Origin of the sequence: Arthrobacter sp. CAN_A214 (genome assembly GCF_015751955.1) — a bacterium.
Classification (GTDB): domain Bacteria; phylum Actinomycetota; class Actinomycetes; order Actinomycetales; family Micrococcaceae; genus Arthrobacter_D.
Genome location: NZ_JADOUU010000012.1, coordinates 62,979 through 81,758, shown reverse-complemented (window position 1 = coordinate 81,758; position 18,780 = coordinate 62,979). Strand labels below are relative to the sequence as shown.

Here is an 18,780-nt window from a genome sequence, read left to right as displayed (position 1 = left end):
AAGCCCCGCCCGGAACTGCTTCCAGTTCGGGCGGGGCTTTCCGGGTAGTGCGTCAGTGCAGGGGCGACGGGGCGTCATTAGATGCCGGTTTCCGCACGAAGAACGATGCCACGACGGCCACCAGGAAGATCACCGCTCCGTACAGGAAGGCGGCGCGGATGCCGCCCGCCATGGCAGGGATCTGCGCGACGCCGTCGGACGCGAGCGCCGTGGACTGGAGGGTCATCACCGAGATGAACAGCGCCGTTCCCGCGGCGCCCGCAAGCTGCTGCGTGGTGCCGAAGATAGCGCTTCCGTGCGAATACAGTGCGGGTTTGACCGACCCGAGCGCGGAGGTCAGCAGGGGAGTGAAGATCAGGGCCAGGCCGATGCTGAGCACCACGTGGGCGATCAGCACGAGGTGGACCGGCGTCGACTCGGTCACCCGCGTCAGGGCCCAGAACACGGCGCTCACCAGCAGCGTGCCCGGAACGAGGAGGATGCGTGGTCCGTGACGGTCGTAGACACGCCCGACGACGGGCCCCAGCAGTCCCATGGCCAGGCCGCCCGGCAGCAGGAGCAGCCCGGACGCCAGCGGGTCCATCCCGAGAACGTTCTGCACATAGATGGGCAGGAGGATGATGGTCCCGAACAATGCCATCATGCTCACCGCGATGGCGATGATCGACACCGTGAAATTCATCGAGGTGAACACGCGCAGGTCGAGCAGGGCGCTGTCCCTGCGTGAAAGCACGATCTGCCGGATCACGAAGAGTGCCAGGGCGACAAGTCCGACGGCGAGCGGCGCCCAGGGCGGCAGAGCGCTGCCCTCCGATGCCTCACCGAGCTGGCTGAAGCCGAAGATGATGCCGCCGAAGGCGAGCGCCGACAGGACTACCGAGAGAACATCGATGGACGAGCGTTTCGGAGTGGTGACGTTCTGCATCTTCGCCGCGCCGATGGCGAGGGCTCCCAGGGAGATCGGCAGGACGAGCCAGAAGATCCAGCGCCAGTCGAGCACGCTCAGGATGGCGCCCGAGATGGTCGGGCCGAGGGCGGGGGCCACCGAGATGACAATCGAGATGTTGCCCATGGTCCTGCCGCGCGACGCCGGCGGTACGAGGGTCATGACGGTGGTCATGAGGAGGGGCATCATGATGGCGGTCCCGCTGGCCTGGATGACGCGGCCAACGATGAGGATCCCGAAGCCGGGCGCGAGGGCTGCCACGAGGGTACCCAGGCTGAAGAGGGCCATTGCGGCCAGGAAGACCGGTCGGGTATGGAAGCGCTGCAGGAGGAATCCGGTCACCGGGATGACCACGGCCATGGTGAGCATGAAGGCGGTGCTGAGCCACTGGCCGGCGCCCACGGTGATTCCGAGGTCCGATACGAGGCGGGGAATTGCAACGCCCATGATGGTTTCGTTGAGGATCACCACGAAGGCGGAAATCAGCAGCAGGGTGATCACGAGCTTGTTGCGTGCCTCGGTGTCCGCATCGCCGGTCGGGCGGCCGAGCGGGGCCGAAAGGGCGGGAGTGGGAATGTCGGCTGGTTTGGCGCCCGCGAGTTGGGAAGGTGGACTTTGCGGCATGGAATGTCTCTCAGAGCATGGGAGGATCAGAAAATGGGTACGCCACACCTACTCGTTCCGAGCACAGGGCTATCGGTGGCGACAACGCCCCCGACATTCCCTTCTATTCCTGCTTCGCACCAAGGACTGCTCCCATGACCGATTCCTATTACCGCACCCTGGCGCCCGGGCGCTTCGAATCAACGATCCACGCGCAGGGCGCCTGGAACCCCGAGGAGCAGCACATGGCCCCGATTTCCGGCCTGCTGACCCAGTGCCTCCTCGACCACGAACCGCGCCCGGGGATGCAGCTGGCACGCATCAGCTTCGAGATCCTCGGCATAATTCCCGCCGGCAAGTTCGCCGTCGCGACCCGGACCGTCCGCCCGGGGCGCACCATCGAGCTGCTCGAGGCCGAGATGTCGGTGGAGGGCAGGCCCATTCTCCAGGCACGGGCCTGGCGCCTCGCAGCAGGGGACACCGCCGTCGTTGCCGCCGTCGAGGATTCCCCCATGCCCGGCCCGGAAGAGGCGGGCCCGTTCGACGGAATGACCCAGTGGCCCGGTGGATACATCGAGTCGCTGGAGTTCCGGGTGGTGGAAGGCCACCGGCCCGGCCGTGGCCAGGTGTGGCTCCGAACCCCGTACCCGATGCTCGAGGACACCTCCTCACCGGACCTGGTGCGGCTCGTCGGAATGGCCGACGCCGCCAACGGGATCGCCACCAGGGTGCCTCCAGGACCAGGTAGCTGGATGTTCCCCAACGTCGACCTGCAACTGCACTTCCATCGCATGCCGGCGGGCGAGTGGCTGGGCCTCGATACGCGCGTCACCTTCGGAACCAACGGGGTGGGGCTGACGTCGTCCGTGCTGCACGACGCAGCCGGCCCCTTCGGCCGCTCCGAGCAGATCCTCACCCTGCGCAAACTCTGACGTCGCCCGGACCCGACTACGCTTTCCAAAGGCATCACCACCACGAACACCAAGGGAGATCAATGATGGAGTACCGGAAACTGGGCAACAGCGGAACCGCCGTGTCCGCCTACGCGCTCGGCACCATGACGTTCGGTGCCGAATCGGATGAAGCCGAGTCCCACGCCGTCCTGGACGACTACGCTGCCGCGGGCGGGAACCTGATCGACACCGCCGACGTCTACACGGCCGGTGCGTCGGAAACGATCATCGGATCCTGGTTGGCGAAGAACCCGACCGAGCGGGACGCCATGGTTCTTGCCTCGAAAGGGCGCTTTCCGATGGGCGAGGGGGTCAATGACCTCGGGCTCTCCAGGCGCCACCTGCGACGCGCCCTCGAGGCGTCGCTGACCCGCCTGGGAGTCGACCACATCGACCTCTACCAGGTGCACTCATGGGACCCGCTGACACCCCTTGAAGAGACACTCGGCTTCCTCGACGAAGCGGTGCGGAGCGGCAAGATCAGCTATTACGGCTTCTCCAACTACACCGGCTGGCAGCTCACCAAGGCGGTCCTCACGGCCCGGTCGCGCGGCTTCAGCCTGCCGGTCACGCTTCAGCCCCAGTACAACCTGCTGGTGCGCGAGATCGAGGCGGAGATCGTCCCGGCAGCGCTCGACGCCGGTATGGGCCTGCTGCCCTGGTCGCCGCTGGGCGGTGGCTGGCTGACCGGGAAGTACAAGCGGGACACCTCGCCCACCGGCAGGACCCGTCTGGGGGAGGACCCGGCGAGGGGAATGGAGGCCTGGGACAAGCGCAACTCCGAAGAACGCACCTGGCGCATCGTCGACGCGGTGGTGGACCTCGCCGCGCAGCGGAAGGTGACGCCGTCCCGCGTCGCGCTCGCCTGGGTCGCTGCAAAGCCGGCAGTCACGTCGGTGATCCTGGGAGCCCGCACGCAGGAACAGCTCGCCGACAACCTGGGAGCAGCCTCGCTCCGGCTGTCCTCCGAGGAGATGGAACTGCTCGACACCGTGAGCGCACCCACCTTCGGCGACTACCCCTACGGCACCCCTGGGATCGAGCAGCGGAGCAGGAAGATCGACGCCGGCCGCTAGCTCGAGCTCCCGATCAGCCGGCGGTGCCGAAGAAAAAGGTATAAATGAGGGACTAGATCCCAGCTGTTGCAGGTGACGCACGAAATGGAGCCCGGCCACATGACGAACGCGTGGTCGGGCTCCGGCACTCTCACCGTCCAGCGACAAGGGGAATCAGCCGGAGCAGCCGAGGACCTTGACGCGGGGATCGGGCTGCTCCGCGAGGTTGCGGCGGGTACCACGGGTGCAACCCTGCGGTTATACCGTCCCGCTCCTACCGTGGCCTTCGGGCAGCGGGATTCCCGCTTGCCGGGATTTCCTGCGGCTGCAGCTGCCTGCCTGGACCAGGGCTTCGCGCCGCTGGTCCGCCGGGCGGGCGGCCGTGCGGCCGCCTATCACCAGGGCTGCCTCGTCGTCGACCATGTGGAGCCGCACGCCGACGCAGTCGCCCGGACGAAGGCACGCTTCCTGGCCTTCGGGGATCTTTTCGCCGAATCCCTGCAGGACCTCGGGATCGACGCCGCCGTCGGCGAGATTCCCGGGGAGTACTGTCCGGGTGAGTTCAGCGTGCACGGGACCGGCGACCACCGGCCCCCGGCCGAACCGCTCAGCGTGAAACTGGTCGGCACGGCGCAGCGGGTCATCTCCGGTGCCTGGTTGTTCTCTTCGGTGATCGTGGTCGAGGACTCGGCGCCGATCCGGCGCGCTCTGACCTCCGCCTACTCGGCACTGGGACTGGACTGGGATCCCCGGACCGCAGGTGCCGCCGAAGACCTCGTGCCGGGCATCACAGTGGACGACGTCGAAGCCGCAGTGCTGAGAGCCTACGCCCGGACGGTGGATCTGCGGTAGTCGAGGACCTGCCCGCCGGATGAGCGGGCAGGTCCCTGCTGCCGGACCGCACGCTAGTGTCCCCGGGCGATCCACTCCTCGAGCTGCGGAGCCTCGGCACCGATCGTCGTGCTGTCGCCGTGACCCGTCCGGGCGATGGTGTCCGCGGGAAGCGTCAGCAATTTCGACCGTATCGACTCGATGATGGTGGGGAAGTGGCTGTAGGAACGCCCGGTGGCGCCGGGTCCGCCCTGGAACAGCGTGTCCCCGGTGAAGACCGTGCCGGCTTCCTCGAGGAAGTAGCACACCGACCCGGGGGAGTGCCCTGGGGTGTGCAGCGCCCGCAACGTGACGCCGGCTACCTCGACGGTATCGCCGTCGAGAATCTCCTGGTCGGGACTCAGCCCGGGAAACACCTGGTTCCACAGCACGCGGTCCTCCGGGTGGAGGTAGATGGGTGCGTGGACGGCGTCGAACAGTTCGCCGACCGCGCGGATGTGGTCATCGTGCGCATGCGTCAGCAGGATGGCCTTCACGGCCCGCCCGTTGATCTGGTCGACAATGGCGGCGGCGTCATGGGGGGCGTCGATCACCACGCATTCGACGTCGTCTCCCACGATCCACACGTTGTTGTCGACGTCCCAGGTGCCGCCGTCGAGCGAGAACGTTCCCGATGTCACGAGGTGTTCGATCCGCGCCGCCATCAGAGCTCCACCACCGAGCGCAGCACGGTGCCGTCATGCATCTTGGAGAAGGCTTCCTCCACCTGGTCGAGTCGGATCCGCTCGGTGACGAAGGCATCCAGATCCAGGTTGCCCTGCAGATAGTGGCTGACCAGCATCGGGAAATCCCGGCTCGGCAGGCAGTCGCCGTACCAGGACGACTTCAGTGACCCGCCGCGGCCGAACACGTCGAGGAGCGGCAGTTCGATCGTCATGTCGGGGGTGGGCACGCCCACCAGCACCACGGTGCCCGCAAGGTCGCGGGCGTAGAACGCCTGCCGGTAGGTTTCGGGGCGGCCGACGGCGTCGATGACGACGTCGGCTCCGTTGCCCCCGGTCAGCGCCCGGATCGCCTCGACGGGGTCCTCCTCCTTGGAGTTGATGGCGTGCGTGGCCCCGAGGCCCATCGCGAGTCCGGTCTTCCGCGAGTCGATGTCGACGGCGATGATCGTCGTCGCTCCCGCGAGTTTCGCTCCGGCGATCGCTGCGATGCCCACACCGCCGCATCCGATGACGGCCACCGAGTCACCACGCTGCACGTTGCCGGTGTTGATCGAGGCGCCGATGCCCGCCATGATGCCGCAGCCCAGCAGGCCCACGGCGGCGGCGTCGGCGTCGGGGTCGACCTTGGTGCACTGCCCCGCAGCGACGAGTGTCTTCTCCGCGAAGGCACCGATGCCGAGGGCGGGCGACAGCTCAGTGCCGTCCTCGAGCGTCATCTTCTGGGTGGCATTGTGCGTGTTGAAACAGTACTGCGGCTCTCCACGGCGACAGGCGCGGCATTCACCGCACACCGCGCGCCAGTTGAGGATGACGCGGTCTCCGGGCGCGATCGAGGTGACGTCGTCGCCCACCGCGCTGACCACGCCGGTGGCCTCGTGCCCCAGGAGGAAGGGAAAGTCGTCGCTGATGCCGCCCTGCTGATAGTGGAGATCGGTATGGCAGACACCGCACGTCAGAATGTCCACGAGCGCCTCGCCGGGGCCGGGGTCGGGGACGAGGATCGCTTCGACGGTTGCCGGGGCGTTCTTCTCTCGAACTACAACAGCCTGGACTGTATGGGCCATAACGGGACGTCCTCTCGGTGGGAGCTGGCCGATGATCGGCCTGTTCCAGCATATTCGGGCGGAGCCCTATACGCTCAGGCGGCCTTTGACCTCGCTGAGGGAAGGGTTCGTGGCCGCTGAACCATCAGGGAAGAGGACCGTCGGAACCGTCTGGTTCCCACCGTTCAGCGACTCGACGAGCTCCGCCGTTCCCTCGACGTCCTCGATGTTGATTTCGCGGTAGCCGATGCCCTGCGCGTCCAGCTGCGACTTGAGTCGCCGGCAATACCCGCACCACGTGGTCGAGAACATGGTGATGGTTCCTGCGTCGGGCGTATAGTCCACGGTGCTCCTTGGGTTGGATTCAGGTGCACGTCTTGAATCGTGCACAAGCGTCAACCACGGGAACGGGCAATCAATTCCTGGACGATGTCGATAGTCTCACTCCATGGCCGATGACACGACAGACACCGCAGGAAAGCTCAACGCCGTGCGCGAGGCGATCAACGAGGTCGACGAGCAGATGGTCGCCCTGATCTCCCGCCGTGAGCGCCTGGTGCGACGCGCAGGAGCGCTCAAGCACGACGACGCCTCCGTGCGTGCACCTGCCCGCGTGGAGCAGGTCATCAGCAACGTGCGCGGATATGCCGAGAAACAGGGGGTCGACCCGACCGTCGTCGAGGAAACCTACCGGGCCATGATTTCGGCATTCATCGAACTGGAGCTCCAGGTGCGCCGCGAGGTCTGACAACCCCAAGACCTGCAGGAAAAGGACCTCCTGCAGGAAAAGGACCAGGGATCAACGTCGGGTGGCGAGCCTCGCACCGATGAGCACGCCGGCCAACGTCCAGAAAGCACCAACTCCTACGCCGGCAAGGACGATCCAGAAGGGCACGCGCAGGAAGTCGTCATCGCGGGGCGTGGGCTGCACGGCGGAAGGCGTGGTGTCGAGTGTCATGCCCGCATACTTCCACACCCGGCGTCGGCCCCGCCAGAGATGCCTCGAGCTGGCGCCCTGTCGCTCAAGGCGTGGCACCGAACCTCGCCGGGCGTTGCCGAGATGGATCGAACCGTTCCCGCGCCGTGGCTGGTTGGTGGGCCTACTGGCCAACCGATACGATCGACAGGAGCCGCCCGCCGGAGAATCTGGAGGGTATGCCCCCGGCCGTAACCTGCGGATCCGGTATGTTCCTGCAGTTCCAGCATCCCTAGGAGACCATCGTGTCAGCGCCCCCTATTACCCTCGTCGTCGATGGCGAAGAGCTTGAGGCGACTCCGGGCATTACGGGAGCGGAACTGTTCCGGGAACGTCGCGACGTCGTCGTCGCCCGCGTCGATGGAGACCTGTGGGACCTCGCCCGCGAGCTGACCGACGGCGCGAGGGTCGAAGCCGTGTCCATCGATTCGCCGGCCGGCCTCGAGGTGCTGCGCCACTCCGCCGCGCATGTCATGGCCCAGGCGGTGCAGCAGTTGCGGCCCGGTGCCCAGTTGGGAATCGGTCCCTATATCACCGACGGTTTCTACTTCGATTTCGACGTCGAGGAACCCTTCACTCCCGATGAGCTGAAGCAGCTCGAAAAGATGATGCTGAAGATCGTCAACGCCAATCAGCTGTTCGTCCGGCGCGAAGTCTCGGAGGACGAGGCCCGCGAGGCCATGGCGAACGAACCGTACAAGCTTGAGCTGATCGGACTGAAGGGCGCAGCGGGCGACGACGACGACGCATCGGTCGAGGTGGGGGCGGGAGAACTGACGATCTACGACAACGTCGATCGCAAGACCGGCGACGTCATCTGGCAGGACCTCTGCCGGGGGCCGCACCTGCCTAACACGAAGCTGATCTCGAACGCCTATGCACTGACCCGTTCGGCCGCCGCCTACTGGCGCGGGAGCGAGAAGAACAAGCAGCTGCAGCGGATCTACGGAACCGCGTGGCCCACGAAGGACGCACTGAAGGCCTACCAGGAGCGCATCGCCGAGGCCGAGCGGCGCGACCACCGTCGGCTCGGCTCCGAACTGGACCTGTTCTCGTTTCCCGACGAACTCGGGTCGGGCCTGCCCGTCTTCCACCCGAAGGGCGGGGTGATCCGGAAGGCCATGGAGGATTATTCACGCCAGCGCCATACCGACGCCGGGTACGAGTTCGTCTACACCCCGCACATCACCAAGGGACATTTGTACGAGGTGTCGGGCCATCTCGACTGGTACCGCGACGGTATGTTCCCAGCCATGCACGTGGACGAGGAACTCAACGAGGACGGTTCGGTGCGCAAGCCCGGCCAGGACTACTACCTGAAACCCATGAACTGCCCCATGCACAACCTCATCTTCCGGTCACGCGGGCGGTCCTACCGGGAGCTTCCGCTGCGCCTGTTCGAATTCGGCTCGGTCTACCGGTATGAGAAGTCCGGGGTGGTGCACGGCCTGACGCGCGTGCGCGGCATGACGCAGGACGACGCCCACATCTATTGCACCCGCGACCAGATGAAGGACGAACTCACCGCAACGCTGAATTTCGTGTTGGGGTTGCTCAAGGACTACGGCCTCAACGACTTCTACCTCGAACTGTCCACGAAGAACGAGGAGAAGTCCGTCGGGTCGGACGAGATCTGGGATGAGGCCACCCGTACCCTCGCCGAAGTGGCGGAGGCCTCCGGGCTGGACCTCGTGCCGGATCCGGGCGGCGCCGCCTTCTACGGCCCGAAGATCTCCGTGCAGGCGCGCGACGCTATCGGGCGCACCTGGCAGATGTCCACGATCCAGCTGGACTTCAACCTGCCGGAGCGCTTCGAGCTCGAGTACCAGGCGGCAGACGGAACGCGCCAGCGTCCAGTGATGATCCACAGGGCTCTCTTCGGTTCGATCGAGCGGTTCATGGGCGTACTGACCGAACACTACGCAGGCGCATTCCCGGCCTGGTTGGCGCCGGTCCAGGTGCTGGCCATTCCCGTGGCCGAGGCGTTCAACGATTACCTGTTCGACGTCGTCGACCAGCTGAAGGCCGAGGGCATCCGCGCCCAGGTGGATGCGGGTTCGGACCGTTTCCCGAAGAAGATCCGGACGGCGAGCAAGGAGAAAGTGCCCTTCGTCCTGATCGCCGGAGGCGAGGACCAGGACGCCGGTGCCGTCTCCTTCCGCTTTCGCGACGGCAGGCAGGACAACCAGGTGCCGGTCGCCGAGGCGGTCCGGCGCATCGTGGAGGCTGTGCGCACGAGGGACGCGTCGATCTGATGGTCGGGCATGGGGGTCCGCAGGACGGGAGCATCACGGATGACTTCGAGATCCCGGGCGTGCCGGATGCGTTCCAGCGGCTGTGGACGCCCCACCGCATGGCCTATATCAAGCGCGGGCAGGACCAGGTCAAGTCGGAGGCCACCTGTCCGTTCTGCCTCGCGCCCGGCAGGAGCGACGAGGACTCCCTCATCGTGCACCGCGGCGTCCACGCCTATGTGGTGCTCAACCTGTACCCCTACAACCCGGGCCACCTCTTGATCTGCCCCTACCGCCATGTGCCTGACTACACCGACGTCGACGTCGCCGAGACAGCCGAAATCGCCGCCCTGAGCCAGACCGCGATGCGGGTGCTGCGGCAGGTTTCGAGCGCCACCGGGTTCAATCTCGGCATGAACCAGGGTGTCACGGGAGGAGCCGGGATTGCGGCCCACCTGCACCAGCATGTGGTGCCGCGGTGGGGAGGCGACGGGAACTTCCTTCCTATCATCGCCCAGACCAAAGCCGTCACCCAGACGCTGGGCGAGGTGCGAAGCCAGTTGGCGGCGGCCTGGCCGAACTTCCCGGCCCCGAACGGCGCCTTGCCGGGTGCCGCCGAAGGAACGGGCTGAACGTTGCTGAACAAATACGCCAGGACGTTCTTCACGACGCTACTCACCCCGCCGGCCAGGCTGCTGCTGAAATGGGGCGTCTCCCCGGACGCCGTCACGATCACCGGGACGCTCGGTGTCACGCTCGGTGCGCTGGTCTTCTATCCGCTCGGTGAGCTGTTCTGGGGAACCCTCTTCATCACGCTCTTCGTCTTCTCCGACCTGCTGGACGGCATCATGGCCCGTATTCTGGGCAAGAGCGGTCGATGGGGGAGCTTCCTCGATTCGACGCTGGACCGGGTGGCCGACGGCGCAGTGTTCGCCGGCGTCGCCCTCTGGTTCTTCACCGGCGGAAATTCCACGGCAGTGGCCGTCGCGGCCCTGCTGTGCCTGGTACTCGGCATGCTCGTCTCGTATGCGCGCGCCAAGGCCGAGTCATTGGGTTTCACGGCCGACATCGGCATTGCCGAGCGCGCGGAGCGGCTTGTCACAGTCCTTGTTGCCACCGGCCTCACCGGTCTCGGCCTGCCGGTCGGGTTCCTGCTGACCGTGCTCATCCTCCTGGCGTTGGCAAGCCTCGTGACTGTTTTCCAACGGGTGGCAACCGTACGGCGGCAGGCGCTCGCGCCGAACAGCGCCTGAGCGTTCCGCCCGGCGCGAAGGTGGGGTTCAGCGCGACGTGCCCCGGGCGTATCATGGATTGTTATCCTTTATCTACTTTTTAGGGGCAAGTTGTGTCCAGCGTTGAAGAGAACTCGACAGCCACGGTCCAGACCGGCGGTAACCGGGTCAAGCGCGGAATGGCAGAGATGCTGAAGGGCGGCGTCATCATGGACGTCGTCACCGCGGAGCAGGCCCGTATCGCCGAAGATGCCGGCGCAGTGGCAGTCATGGCGCTTGAGCGGGTTCCCGCTGACATCCGGGCGCAGGGCGGCGTCTCGCGGATGAGCGATCCCGACATGATCGACAGCATTATCGCGTCGGTCTCCATTCCGGTGATGGCCAAGGCCCGTATCGGGCATTTCGTCGAGGCGCAGGTTCTGCAGTCACTCGGTGTGGACTACATCGACGAATCCGAGGTCCTTACTCCCGCCGATTTCTCCAACCACATCGACAAGTGGAAATTCACCGTTCCCTTCGTCTGTGGCGCAACCAACCTCGGAGAAGCCCTCCGACGCCTCAACGAGGGTGCCGCGATGATCCGCTCGAAGGGCGAGGCCGGTACGGGAGACGTTTCCAATGCCACCATGCACATGCGGAAGATCCGCTCGGAGATCAACCGGTTGTCCTCCATGGCCGACGACGAGCTCTACGTCGCGGCGAAAGAGCTCCAGGCACCATACGAACTGGTCAAGGAAGTGGCGAAGGCCGGCAAGCTGCCCGTAGTGCTCTTCACCGCCGGTGGTATCGCCACCCCTGCCGACGCAGCCATGATGATGCAGCTCGGCGCTGACGGCGTGTTCGTGGGCTCCGGTATCTTCAAGTCCGGCAACCCTGCCGAGCGGGCCAACGCGATCGTCCAGGCGACCACGTTCCACGATGACCCCGACATGATCGCCAAGGTCTCGCGGGGCCTCGGCGAGGCGATGGTGGGCATCAACGTCGATGAACTCCCGCAGCCCCACCGCCTGGCGGAGCGCGGCTGGTAATAGCTGGTTCGCGGGCCACAAAACGTCTCTGCAAACGTCGGAAGCGCCGGTTCCCACCGGCGCTTCCGTCGTTTGCGCCGTTCATCGACCAACCGTTCCTCAGCCAGCCGATGTGCCGACGAGGCACAGCTAGAGCGTCAGCCAATGCGTCCTTCCGCGCCCCACCAGGCTGAACCCGCGCTGCGAATACAACGCGAAGCCCTCCGGCGTCGCGTTGAGCGCAAGGTGGCGGGCCCCTGCCTCTTCGGCGGCCCGCGCTGACCGGCTGAGCAGTGCGGTGCCGAATCCCCGGCGCTGGTATTCGGGAAGCACTTCCATGTTGAAAATGCCGCCCAGGCCTTCCAGCCCGTGCATACCGGACGGGTAGAAAGAATAGGCGGCGCCGGAGATCCCCTCGCTGGTGCGGATCTCCGCGTGCCAGGCCTGCCTCGGCTGCCCGTTCACCACGCGCAGCTCCCGCGCGAGCGGTCCCCGGTACTCTGCCACCGCGGTAGTCAGACGCGCCGCTCCGGCGTCGTACGACGCCGGAGCGGCGACCGGCGCCGCCATCCACCACGGCTGCCACCCCGGTTCGAATCCCAGCCCCGCGAGGCCGGCGCTGTCGACGGATCCGTTGAGCCAGACGCCGACCGTGGCGGCACCGAGACGCGCCCCCTCGGCAAGTGCGGGACGCACGCCGGCCGCCGAGATCCGCTCCGGAAACATCAGCATCAGCTCGCGGCGCGCTGGAAGCCAGGCCCAGGTACTACCGTGCGTCGAAAAGGTCTTTCCCCCGGTGGCGTTCGCCAGTGCCGCGAACCAGGCGGTCTGCAGGCGCTGGCACTGGGCGATGGTCACCATGGGAGGCTCCGGTTCAGGCTAGGCCGCGCCGCTTCAGCAACGGCGCGATGTCGGCGTCGCGCCCACGGAAGTTCCGGAACGCCTGTAGTGGATCGATACTGTTTCCCCGTGACAGGAGCTCGCGGCGAAAATGCTCGCCGTTCTCCCTGCTCAGGCCCCCCGAGGACTTGAACCACTCCACGGTGTCGGCGTCCAGTACCTCGCTCCAGATGTAGGCGTAGTACGACGCCGCATAGCCGCCGGCGAAGATGTGCTTGAAGTATCCGGTGCGGTAGCGCGGGGGAATGGGTGCATAGTCGAGGCCGGCATTCTTGAGGGCCTGCTCCTCGAAGGCCAGCGGATCCTCAATGATCGTACCCGGCGGGATCGAATGCCACGCAAGATCAAGCAGGGTCGCACCCAGGTACGCGGTGGTCTCGAAACCTTCGCCCCAGGTTCCGGCAGCAACGATCCGGTCGATCGTCTCCCTCGGAAGCGGTTCGCCGGTCTGGTGGTGACGTGCGTAGTTCCCGACGATCTCCGGCCAGAGGATCCACATCTCGTTGACCTGCGATGGGTACTCCACGAAGTCCCGGGGAACGCTCGTGCCGGAGAACGTCGGGTACGTGACGTCGGAAAACAGGCCGTGGAGGGCATGCCCGAATTCGTGGAAGGCCGTGGTGACCTGGTCGAAGGTCAACAGGGTCGGCTCACCCGGAGCGGGCTTCGAAATGTTCAGGTTGTTGACCACGACGGCGCGGGTGCCGTTCAGTGCGGACTGCTCCACGAAGGAGTTCATCCAGGCGCCCCCGTTCTTGGTATCCCTCGTGTAATAGTCGCCGAGGAAGAGTCCGAGGCCGCGGCCGTCTTCCTCGAACACTTCCCAGATGCGCACTTCCGGGTGGTAGCCGATGAGATCCGTGCGTTCAGTGAACGTCAGCCCGTACAGCTTGTTCGCGGCATAGAAGATGCCGTCCTGCAGCACGCGCTCGAGCTCGAAGTAGGGACGCAGCCCCCCAAGGTCCACGTCGTACTTCCGGGAACGGACCTTCGCCGAGTAGAAGTCCCAGTCCCATGCCTCGATCGAATGACCTGCTTCGGCCTCCAGTTCGGTCGCCTCAGCACGCGCATTGCGCAGCGCCGGAACGGCCAGCTCGCGCATCCGGTCCAGAATTGCATCGAGAGAAGGCGCCGTCTGGTTGTCGGTCGCGGAAGCCGCATGGTTCTCGAAACCGAGCAGCGCCGCCCGCTCCGCGCGCAGGGTCGCCATGCGCGCAGCAAGCTCCAGCGTGTTCAGGTCTCCGGGTTTGAAGCCGCGGTGAACGGATGCGTCGTGCAGCCGACGCCGGACCTCCCTGTTCGTCAGGTTCTCGAGAGCAGGCTGCGCTGTCGGGAGAATCAGCGTCAACAGGAACTTACCCGGGTGTCCCGCTGCTTCGGCGGCACCCGCGGCGGACGAGATGTCATCCGCCGAGAGACCATCCAGATCCTCGGCCGCGTCGAGCAGGAGCGCTGACGCGTTGGTGTCCTTCAGCAGGCGCTGCTGATAGTCGGTGCTCAACCCGGACAGTTCGGTATTCAGTTCGCGCAGCCGCGTCTGGGCGGCGTCGTCGAGCATGGCGCCCGCGCGCACGAAGCTCCGGCGGTACTCCTCGACAAGGCGCTCGGACTCGGCGTCGAGCCCGTCCACGGACACCGCGCTGAGGCGCTGGAAGAGCTCCCGGTTCAGGAAGATGTTGTCCTGGTGGGCGGCGTAGCGTGGAGCGATCCCGGTCTCGAGTTCCTGGATCGAGGCAGTCGAGTGTGCCGAGGACCGATTGTAGAAGGCGCCGGCAGCACGGTCGAGTACCTGTCCGGCCCGTTCGAATGCCAGCACGGTGTTGTCGAAGGTTGCCGCGTCCGGGTTGGCTGTAATTGCCCGGATTTCCTCGAGGTGCGCTGCGAATCCTGCCTCGAATGCGGGAAGGTAGTGCTCATCGAGGATGTCCTCGAAGGGTGGCAGTTGGTAGGGGAGGGTGCTCGGGGAGAAGAAAGGGTTGCTCATAGTAACCAACTTTTGCACGTTCCCGCGCTTCCGGGGGCGAAGGCGTGCGGTGCTTGGTATCTCGGTTGGGGTAGTGGGATGCCCGGCATAGGGTCGGGTGCAGGTCCTATGGCCGGAGTCGGGTCGGAACGAAGGAGAGTCGGAAATGGAATTCCAAGAGGTCATGGAGGGGTTCGGCAAAGCCGTCGACGCGGCGGGGGTGGTGGCCATCGTGATCGGCGCGGCGGTGGCGACGCTGCTTGCGGCGATGGCACTGCTCCGGAGGGGTGCGGGAAACGACGTCTATGAGCAGTACCGCCGCCGCTTGGGGCGATCGATCCTCCTCGGCCTCGAGTTGCTCGTGGCTGCCGACATCATCCGGACGGTCGCGGTGACACCGACGTTCGAGTCGGTGGGCGTACTTGCGCTGATCGTGCTGATCCGGACGTTCCTCAGCTTCTCCCTGGAACTCGAGATCACCGGGCGGTGGCCCTGGCAGAAGCAGCCCACCACGCCCCCGGCGCTGAACACCCCCTAGCGAAGCGCATCGCCCCCGGAGCGAGCACGAATAGTTCCTGGCTCGTGCCCGAGCGTGGCTGCGTCAGCGTCAGCGTGGGCGGGTGGCGGCGTGCCGGCGTGCCGCTTCGGCGAGGGAATCGTCGATCACGCCAGGATCGAAGGAGCCGAATTTTCGCTCGACCGCCTTGCGGATGAGGAAGTCCGCGATCGCAGGATTTTTGGGCAGCAGGGAGCCATGAAGGTAACTCGCGACGATGTTCCGGTAGCGGGCACCCTCATGCTCGTCGGTGGCATTGTTACCCTCACCCTTCGTCACCGTGGCGAGCGGCGCGAGCTCAGGACCGAGGAAGGTCTGCCCGCTGTGGTTCTCGTAGCCGTGGATGTCGCCGAACTCCGGGCTGGTGGCAACGACGTTGCCGATCAGCCGCTTCTCACCGCCGTGGGTTTCAAGGTCCAGGACCCCGATACCGGGAATCACGCTGCCGTTCTGAGTCCGGAAGAAGTTCCCGAACAGCTGGTACAGCCCGCAGATGAGCAGCATGGGCAGGTTCTCCTCGGCAAGCCCCCTCAAGGTCGGCGCAAGAGCCTGCAGGTCCTCCTGGATGACCAGTTGCCCGCTGTCCTGCCCGCCGCCGCCAATGATGAGGTCGACGTCGGAGGGGAACGGATCCCCTGCATTGTGCTCGAGGATCTCGGGCGTGTAGCCGTGCCAGCTGAGGCGCTGCTTGAGCACCAGCACGTTGCCCCAGTCGCCGTAGATGTTCATCTCCCGTGGGTACAGCTGGAGGACCCGGATGGTGCCCTTGGTGTTCGCAGTGCCGTTCGGCATCAGGAAACCACCTCGACCTTCGTGATTTTGGACAGCTCGCGCCGGACGGCGAGCATAGCGGTGTAGGTGCAGAAAATCCTCTTCGGCGAATCCTTGCTGCCCGAGATGAACTCCCGCAGCGCGGCTGGGAGGTCGGGTTCGACGGCGCGGACCGGAACGTCGTCGTACTTGAGCCGGAGTGCCATGTCATACGCACGCACCCCGCTGACGACCTCCACGCCGTCGAGGCCCAGCGAGTCGAAGTCCACGTCCCACAGCCAGGACATGTCCCGCCCGTCGGCATAGTTGTCGTTGATGGCGATCATCGTGGCGCACCCCGCCGGGTCGAACGATTTGAGCCCGAGCCGGAACCCGCTGGGGTTCTTCACGAGAACCAGCTCGAGGGCCTGACCGTCCACGACCAGGCTCTCGCCGCGGCCGAACGCGGGCTCCACCGCGGATAGGGACGCGATGAGCGCGTCCTGCTTCACGGCTGCTCCGAGGACGGCGCGGGCCGTCGCGAGTGCCGCAGCGGCGTTGAAGATGTTGTAGACCCCCCGCAATCGCAGGTCGGCGTGCACCGTCCCGCCGGCTACGGAGCCGGCAGCTGAGATTTCAGGAGCGGCGTCGTTCAGGAGGAAGACCGCGGAATTGCCGTCCACTTTCTCCAGCACGACGTCGGCGGGCAGCGCTGAAGCCGGCGCGGTGCCCGCTGCTCCCCGCAGTTCGTCGTCGTTCGGGAAGGTGCTGCGGAGCGAGGCATCGAGACCGAAATACACGACGTCCGCGACGGTGACCGAGGCGGCGATACCGGCCACCCGCGGATCTTCGCGGTTGAGGACGACCGTCCCGGTGGTCGCCAGGGCGATGGTTTCGAGGAGGCGGGTGGTGGCGTCGATCTCGCCGAAACGGTCCAGCTGGTCGCGCAGCACGTTGAGCAGCAGGGAATAGCGCGGTGGAACGAGCCGGACGAAGTGCACGGCATGCGCCTCGTCGAGTTCGAGGACGGCGATGTCCGCGTCGAGGCGGCCGCGCCAGTCCACCTCCCCGAGCAGGGCGGCGGCCACTCCCCGCGTGAAGTTGCTGCCCGTCCGGTTGGTGAAGACCTTCAGTCCCTGTCCCTGGAGCAGCTCGACCACCATTTTCGTCGTCGTCGTTTTGCCGTTGGTTCCGCTGACCACCACCACGCCGTGCTTCAACCCGGTCAGGGCCCGGCCCATGAAGCCGGGGTCGAGTCGCTCGACGACCAGGCCGGGTAGTGCCGAGCCGCCGCCCCGCAGCTTCGAGGCGCGGCGCACCGCTTTTCCGACCAGCACGCTCAAGGGATTCATGCCATTAACGCTAGCGCAGACACTGCCGGCTCAGGTGCAGGAACGGCTGGAGCGGCACCCGGTGCCGACCCGGGATCGTTCGGGATTCGGTGCTGCACCTAGAATTGCGTGATGACTTCTACAGCTTCCGGCCGGCCGCGCGTGCGGATTGGGGTTCTCGCACTGCAGGGCGATGTGCGTGAGCACATCCGCACTGTCGAGGCGTTGGGCGGCGAAGCGGGTCCCGTGCGCCGGGCAAGCGAACTCGACGGCATCGACGGCCTGATCATTCCCGGCGGCGAATCGACCACCATCGACAAGCTCACGCGCACCTTCCAGCTGGCGTCGCCGCTTCGGGACCTGATCGGCAACGGCTTCCCTGTATACGGTTCCTGTGCCGGCATGATCCTGCTGTCCGGCAGCATTGCCGATCCGTCCCTGGACCGGAACGGCAATCCCCAGCAGACGCTCGGAGGACTCGACATGGTGGTACGCCGCAACGCCTTCGGGCGGCAGCGGGAATCGTTCGAGACGGAGTTGCGGTTCGAGGGGCTCGCCGCTGCGGGAGGCGCAGCCCAGGACGACCCGGTGCATGCCGCCTTCATCCGTGCGCCGTGGGTGGAAAGCGTGGGGGAATCGGTCCGGGTCCTGGCCGAGGTGCCGGCGGCACGTACGCCGCAGCCCGGGCCGGGGAGCCGCCATGCGCCCGGGACACGGCGCGACGACGGATCCGGGGGCGGCCAGGCTGCGGAGCCGGAGGCACCGCCGGTCGCTAGGATTGTCGCAGTGCGGTCGGGAAACCTGCTCGCCACCAGTTTCCATCCCGAAGTCACGGGAGAGCAGCGGGTCCACGAACTGTTTATTCGGATGATCAGAGGAGAAGCGTAAGCATGTCGGGCCACTCTAAATGGGCAACAACCAAGCACAAGAAGGCTGCAATCGACGCCAAGCGCGCCAAGTCCTTCGCGAAGCTGATCAAGAACATCGAGGTGGCGGCCAAGGCCGGCGGAGCCGATCTGGCCGGCAACCCCGGGCTCGAACTCGCGGTGTCGAAGGCCAAGAAGACCTCGGTGCCCATCGACAACATCAACCGGGCCGTCAAACGCGGTGCGGGCCTCCTCGGCGAGACCGTCGACTACCAGACCATCATGTACGAGGCGCGCGGCCCCCAGGGATCGGCCCTGCTCATCGAGTGCCTGACGGACAACAAGAACCGGGCAGCATCCGAGGTGCGCCTCGGCATCACCCGCAACGGGGGCAGCGTCGCCGATCCCGGTTCAGTGGCCTACCTCTTCACACGCAAGGGCGTGGTGACGCTCCCCAAGAACGGACTGAGCGAGGACGAGGTGCTGATGGCGGTCCTCGATGCCGGGGCCGATGAGGTCAAGGAGTCCAGCGAGAGCTTTGAGATAGTTTCCGAACCGCAGGACCTCCGGGCGGTGGTGGCCGCCCTGGAGGAGAACGGCATCGAGTACGAAACCGATGAAGCCGAGTTCGTTCCGTCGATGCAGGTTGAGCTCGACGCCGACGGCGCACGGAAATTCCTCAAGCTCGTCGATGCCCTCGAAGAGCTCGACGATGTCCAGAACGTGTACTCGAATGCGCATCTGCCTGAGCAGGTCCTGGCCGAGCTGGAGAACGACGATTAGCGAACCCTCCAGCTGCCCGGTGGGAC

20 protein-coding genes are annotated in these 18,780 nt (G+C 66.0%); 11 read left to right on the top strand and 9 right to left on the bottom strand.

Annotation, left to right across the window (positions count from 1 at the left end; all coding sequences use genetic code 11):
* Positions 1 to 52: 52 nt before the first annotated feature.
* Entirely contained in the window at positions 53 to 1,570 is a 1,518-nt protein-coding gene (locus IWX65_RS11570; RefSeq protein ID WP_196882989.1) for a DHA2 family efflux MFS transporter permease subunit, read from the bottom strand.
* Between the two features lie 134 nt (positions 1,571 to 1,704).
* Between IWX65_RS11570 and IWX65_RS11565 the strand changes: the two genes are divergently transcribed.
* The 3 genes from IWX65_RS11565 (at position 1,705) to IWX65_RS11555 (ending at position 4,409) form a co-directional block, all read left to right on the top strand.
* Complete coding sequence (locus tag IWX65_RS11565) at positions 1,705 to 2,481, top strand: thioesterase family protein (protein WP_196882988.1); 777 nt, start codon at positions 1,705 to 1,707, stop codon at positions 2,479 to 2,481.
* Between the two features lie 65 nt (positions 2,482 to 2,546).
* Positions 2,547 to 3,578, top strand: coding sequence for an aldo/keto reductase (locus IWX65_RS11560; protein WP_196883038.1), 1,032 nt, complete (start codon positions 2,547 to 2,549; stop codon positions 3,576 to 3,578).
* Between the two features lie 99 nt (positions 3,579 to 3,677).
* On the top strand, positions 3,678 to 4,409 hold the full coding sequence (locus IWX65_RS11555; protein ID WP_196883037.1) for a lipoate--protein ligase family protein: 732 nt from the start codon (positions 3,678 to 3,680) through the stop codon (positions 4,407 to 4,409).
* Between the two features lie 53 nt (positions 4,410 to 4,462).
* On the opposite strand, the gene IWX65_RS11550 is transcribed toward IWX65_RS11555, so the two are convergent.
* The 3 genes from IWX65_RS11550 to IWX65_RS11540 all read right to left on the bottom strand — a co-directional run bounded on the left by IWX65_RS11550 (position 4,463) and on the right by IWX65_RS11540 (position 6,501).
* Positions 4,463 to 5,092: an MBL fold metallo-hydrolase gene (locus IWX65_RS11550; protein ID WP_196882987.1), complete on the bottom strand. Its 630-nt coding sequence runs from the start codon at positions 5,090 to 5,092 to the stop codon at positions 4,463 to 4,465.
* Positions 5,092 to 6,177 carry an S-(hydroxymethyl)mycothiol dehydrogenase gene (locus IWX65_RS11545; RefSeq protein ID WP_196882986.1) on the bottom strand — a complete coding sequence of 362 codons (1,086 nt, stop codon included), beginning with the start codon at positions 6,175 to 6,177 and terminating at the stop codon, positions 5,092 to 5,094. The genes IWX65_RS11550 and IWX65_RS11545 overlap by 1 nt, the downstream gene beginning before the upstream one ends.
* 66 nt (positions 6,178 to 6,243) lie before the next feature.
* Positions 6,244 to 6,501, bottom strand: a complete 258-nt coding sequence (locus IWX65_RS11540; protein ID WP_334683821.1) for a mycoredoxin — start codon at positions 6,499 to 6,501, stop codon at positions 6,244 to 6,246.
* Between the two features lie 103 nt (positions 6,502 to 6,604).
* On the opposite strand from IWX65_RS11540, the gene IWX65_RS11535 reads away from it, so the two are divergent.
* Positions 6,605 to 6,904: a chorismate mutase gene (locus tag IWX65_RS11535; RefSeq protein ID WP_196882985.1), complete on the top strand. Its 300-nt coding sequence runs from the start codon at positions 6,605 to 6,607 to the stop codon at positions 6,902 to 6,904.
* A 51-nt stretch (positions 6,905 to 6,955) separates the two neighbouring features.
* Here the strand turns inward: IWX65_RS11535 and IWX65_RS11530 are convergent, their stop codons facing one another.
* Positions 6,956 to 7,114, bottom strand: a complete 159-nt coding sequence (locus IWX65_RS11530; protein ID WP_196882984.1) for a hypothetical protein — start codon at positions 7,112 to 7,114, stop codon at positions 6,956 to 6,958.
* 263 nt (positions 7,115 to 7,377) lie between these two features.
* On the opposite strand from IWX65_RS11530, the gene thrS reads away from it, so the two are divergent.
* The 4 genes from thrS (at position 7,378) to pdxS (ending at position 11,626) form a co-directional block, all read left to right on the top strand.
* The gene (gene thrS / locus IWX65_RS11525; protein ID WP_196882983.1) at positions 7,378 to 9,387 is read left to right on the top strand and encodes a threonine--tRNA ligase; all 2,010 of its coding nucleotides are present in this window, start codon (positions 7,378 to 7,380) and stop codon (positions 9,385 to 9,387) included.
* Positions 9,387 to 9,998, top strand: coding sequence for an HIT family protein (locus tag IWX65_RS11520; protein WP_196882982.1), 612 nt, complete (start codon positions 9,387 to 9,389; stop codon positions 9,996 to 9,998). The genes thrS and IWX65_RS11520 overlap by 1 nt, the downstream gene beginning before the upstream one ends.
* 3 nt (positions 9,999 to 10,001) lie before the next feature.
* The gene (gene pgsA / locus IWX65_RS11515; RefSeq protein WP_196882980.1) at positions 10,002 to 10,619 is read left to right on the top strand and encodes a phosphatidylinositol phosphate synthase; all 618 of its coding nucleotides are present in this window, start codon (positions 10,002 to 10,004) and stop codon (positions 10,617 to 10,619) included.
* Between the two features lie 92 nt (positions 10,620 to 10,711).
* The gene (gene pdxS, locus IWX65_RS11510) at positions 10,712 to 11,626 is read left to right on the top strand and encodes a pyridoxal 5'-phosphate synthase lyase subunit PdxS (RefSeq protein WP_196882978.1); all 915 of its coding nucleotides are present in this window, start codon (positions 10,712 to 10,714) and stop codon (positions 11,624 to 11,626) included.
* A 129-nt stretch (positions 11,627 to 11,755) separates the two neighbouring features.
* Here the strand turns inward: pdxS and IWX65_RS11505 are convergent, their stop codons facing one another.
* Together IWX65_RS11505 and IWX65_RS11500 are read right to left on the bottom strand one after the other, a co-directional pair.
* A complete protein-coding gene (locus IWX65_RS11505; protein ID WP_196882977.1) occupies positions 11,756 to 12,466 on the bottom strand; it encodes a GNAT family N-acetyltransferase in 711 nt (236 codons plus the stop codon).
* 13 nt (positions 12,467 to 12,479) lie between these two features.
* Entirely contained in the window at positions 12,480 to 14,489 is a 2,010-nt protein-coding gene (locus IWX65_RS11500) for a M3 family metallopeptidase (RefSeq protein WP_196882976.1), read from the bottom strand.
* Between the two features lie 145 nt (positions 14,490 to 14,634).
* Between IWX65_RS11500 and IWX65_RS11495 the strand changes: the two genes are divergently transcribed.
* Positions 14,635 to 15,006, top strand: a complete 372-nt coding sequence (locus IWX65_RS11495) for a DUF1622 domain-containing protein (RefSeq protein ID WP_196882975.1) — start codon at positions 14,635 to 14,637, stop codon at positions 15,004 to 15,006.
* Between the two features lie 69 nt (positions 15,007 to 15,075).
* Here the strand turns inward: IWX65_RS11495 and IWX65_RS11490 are convergent, their stop codons facing one another.
* Positions 15,076 to 15,816, bottom strand: a complete 741-nt coding sequence (locus tag IWX65_RS11490) for a type 1 glutamine amidotransferase (protein WP_196882974.1) — start codon at positions 15,814 to 15,816, stop codon at positions 15,076 to 15,078.
* Positions 15,816 to 17,126 carry a MurT ligase domain-containing protein gene (locus tag IWX65_RS11485; RefSeq protein WP_196882973.1) on the bottom strand — a complete coding sequence of 437 codons (1,311 nt, stop codon included), beginning with the start codon at positions 17,124 to 17,126 and terminating at the stop codon, positions 15,816 to 15,818. The genes IWX65_RS11490 and IWX65_RS11485 overlap by 1 nt, the downstream gene beginning before the upstream one ends.
* A 111-nt stretch (positions 17,127 to 17,237) precedes the next feature.
* On the opposite strand from IWX65_RS11485, the gene pdxT reads away from it, so the two are divergent.
* Both pdxT and IWX65_RS11475 read left to right on the top strand, forming a co-directional pair.
* Complete coding sequence (pdxT, locus tag IWX65_RS11480) at positions 17,238 to 17,993, top strand: pyridoxal 5'-phosphate synthase glutaminase subunit PdxT (protein ID WP_196882972.1); 756 nt, start codon at positions 17,238 to 17,240, stop codon at positions 17,991 to 17,993.
* Between the two features lie 2 nt (positions 17,994 to 17,995).
* A complete protein-coding gene (locus IWX65_RS11475; RefSeq protein WP_196822668.1) occupies positions 17,996 to 18,754 on the top strand; it encodes a YebC/PmpR family DNA-binding transcriptional regulator in 759 nt (252 codons plus the stop codon).
* Positions 18,755 to 18,780 lie beyond the last annotated feature (26 nt).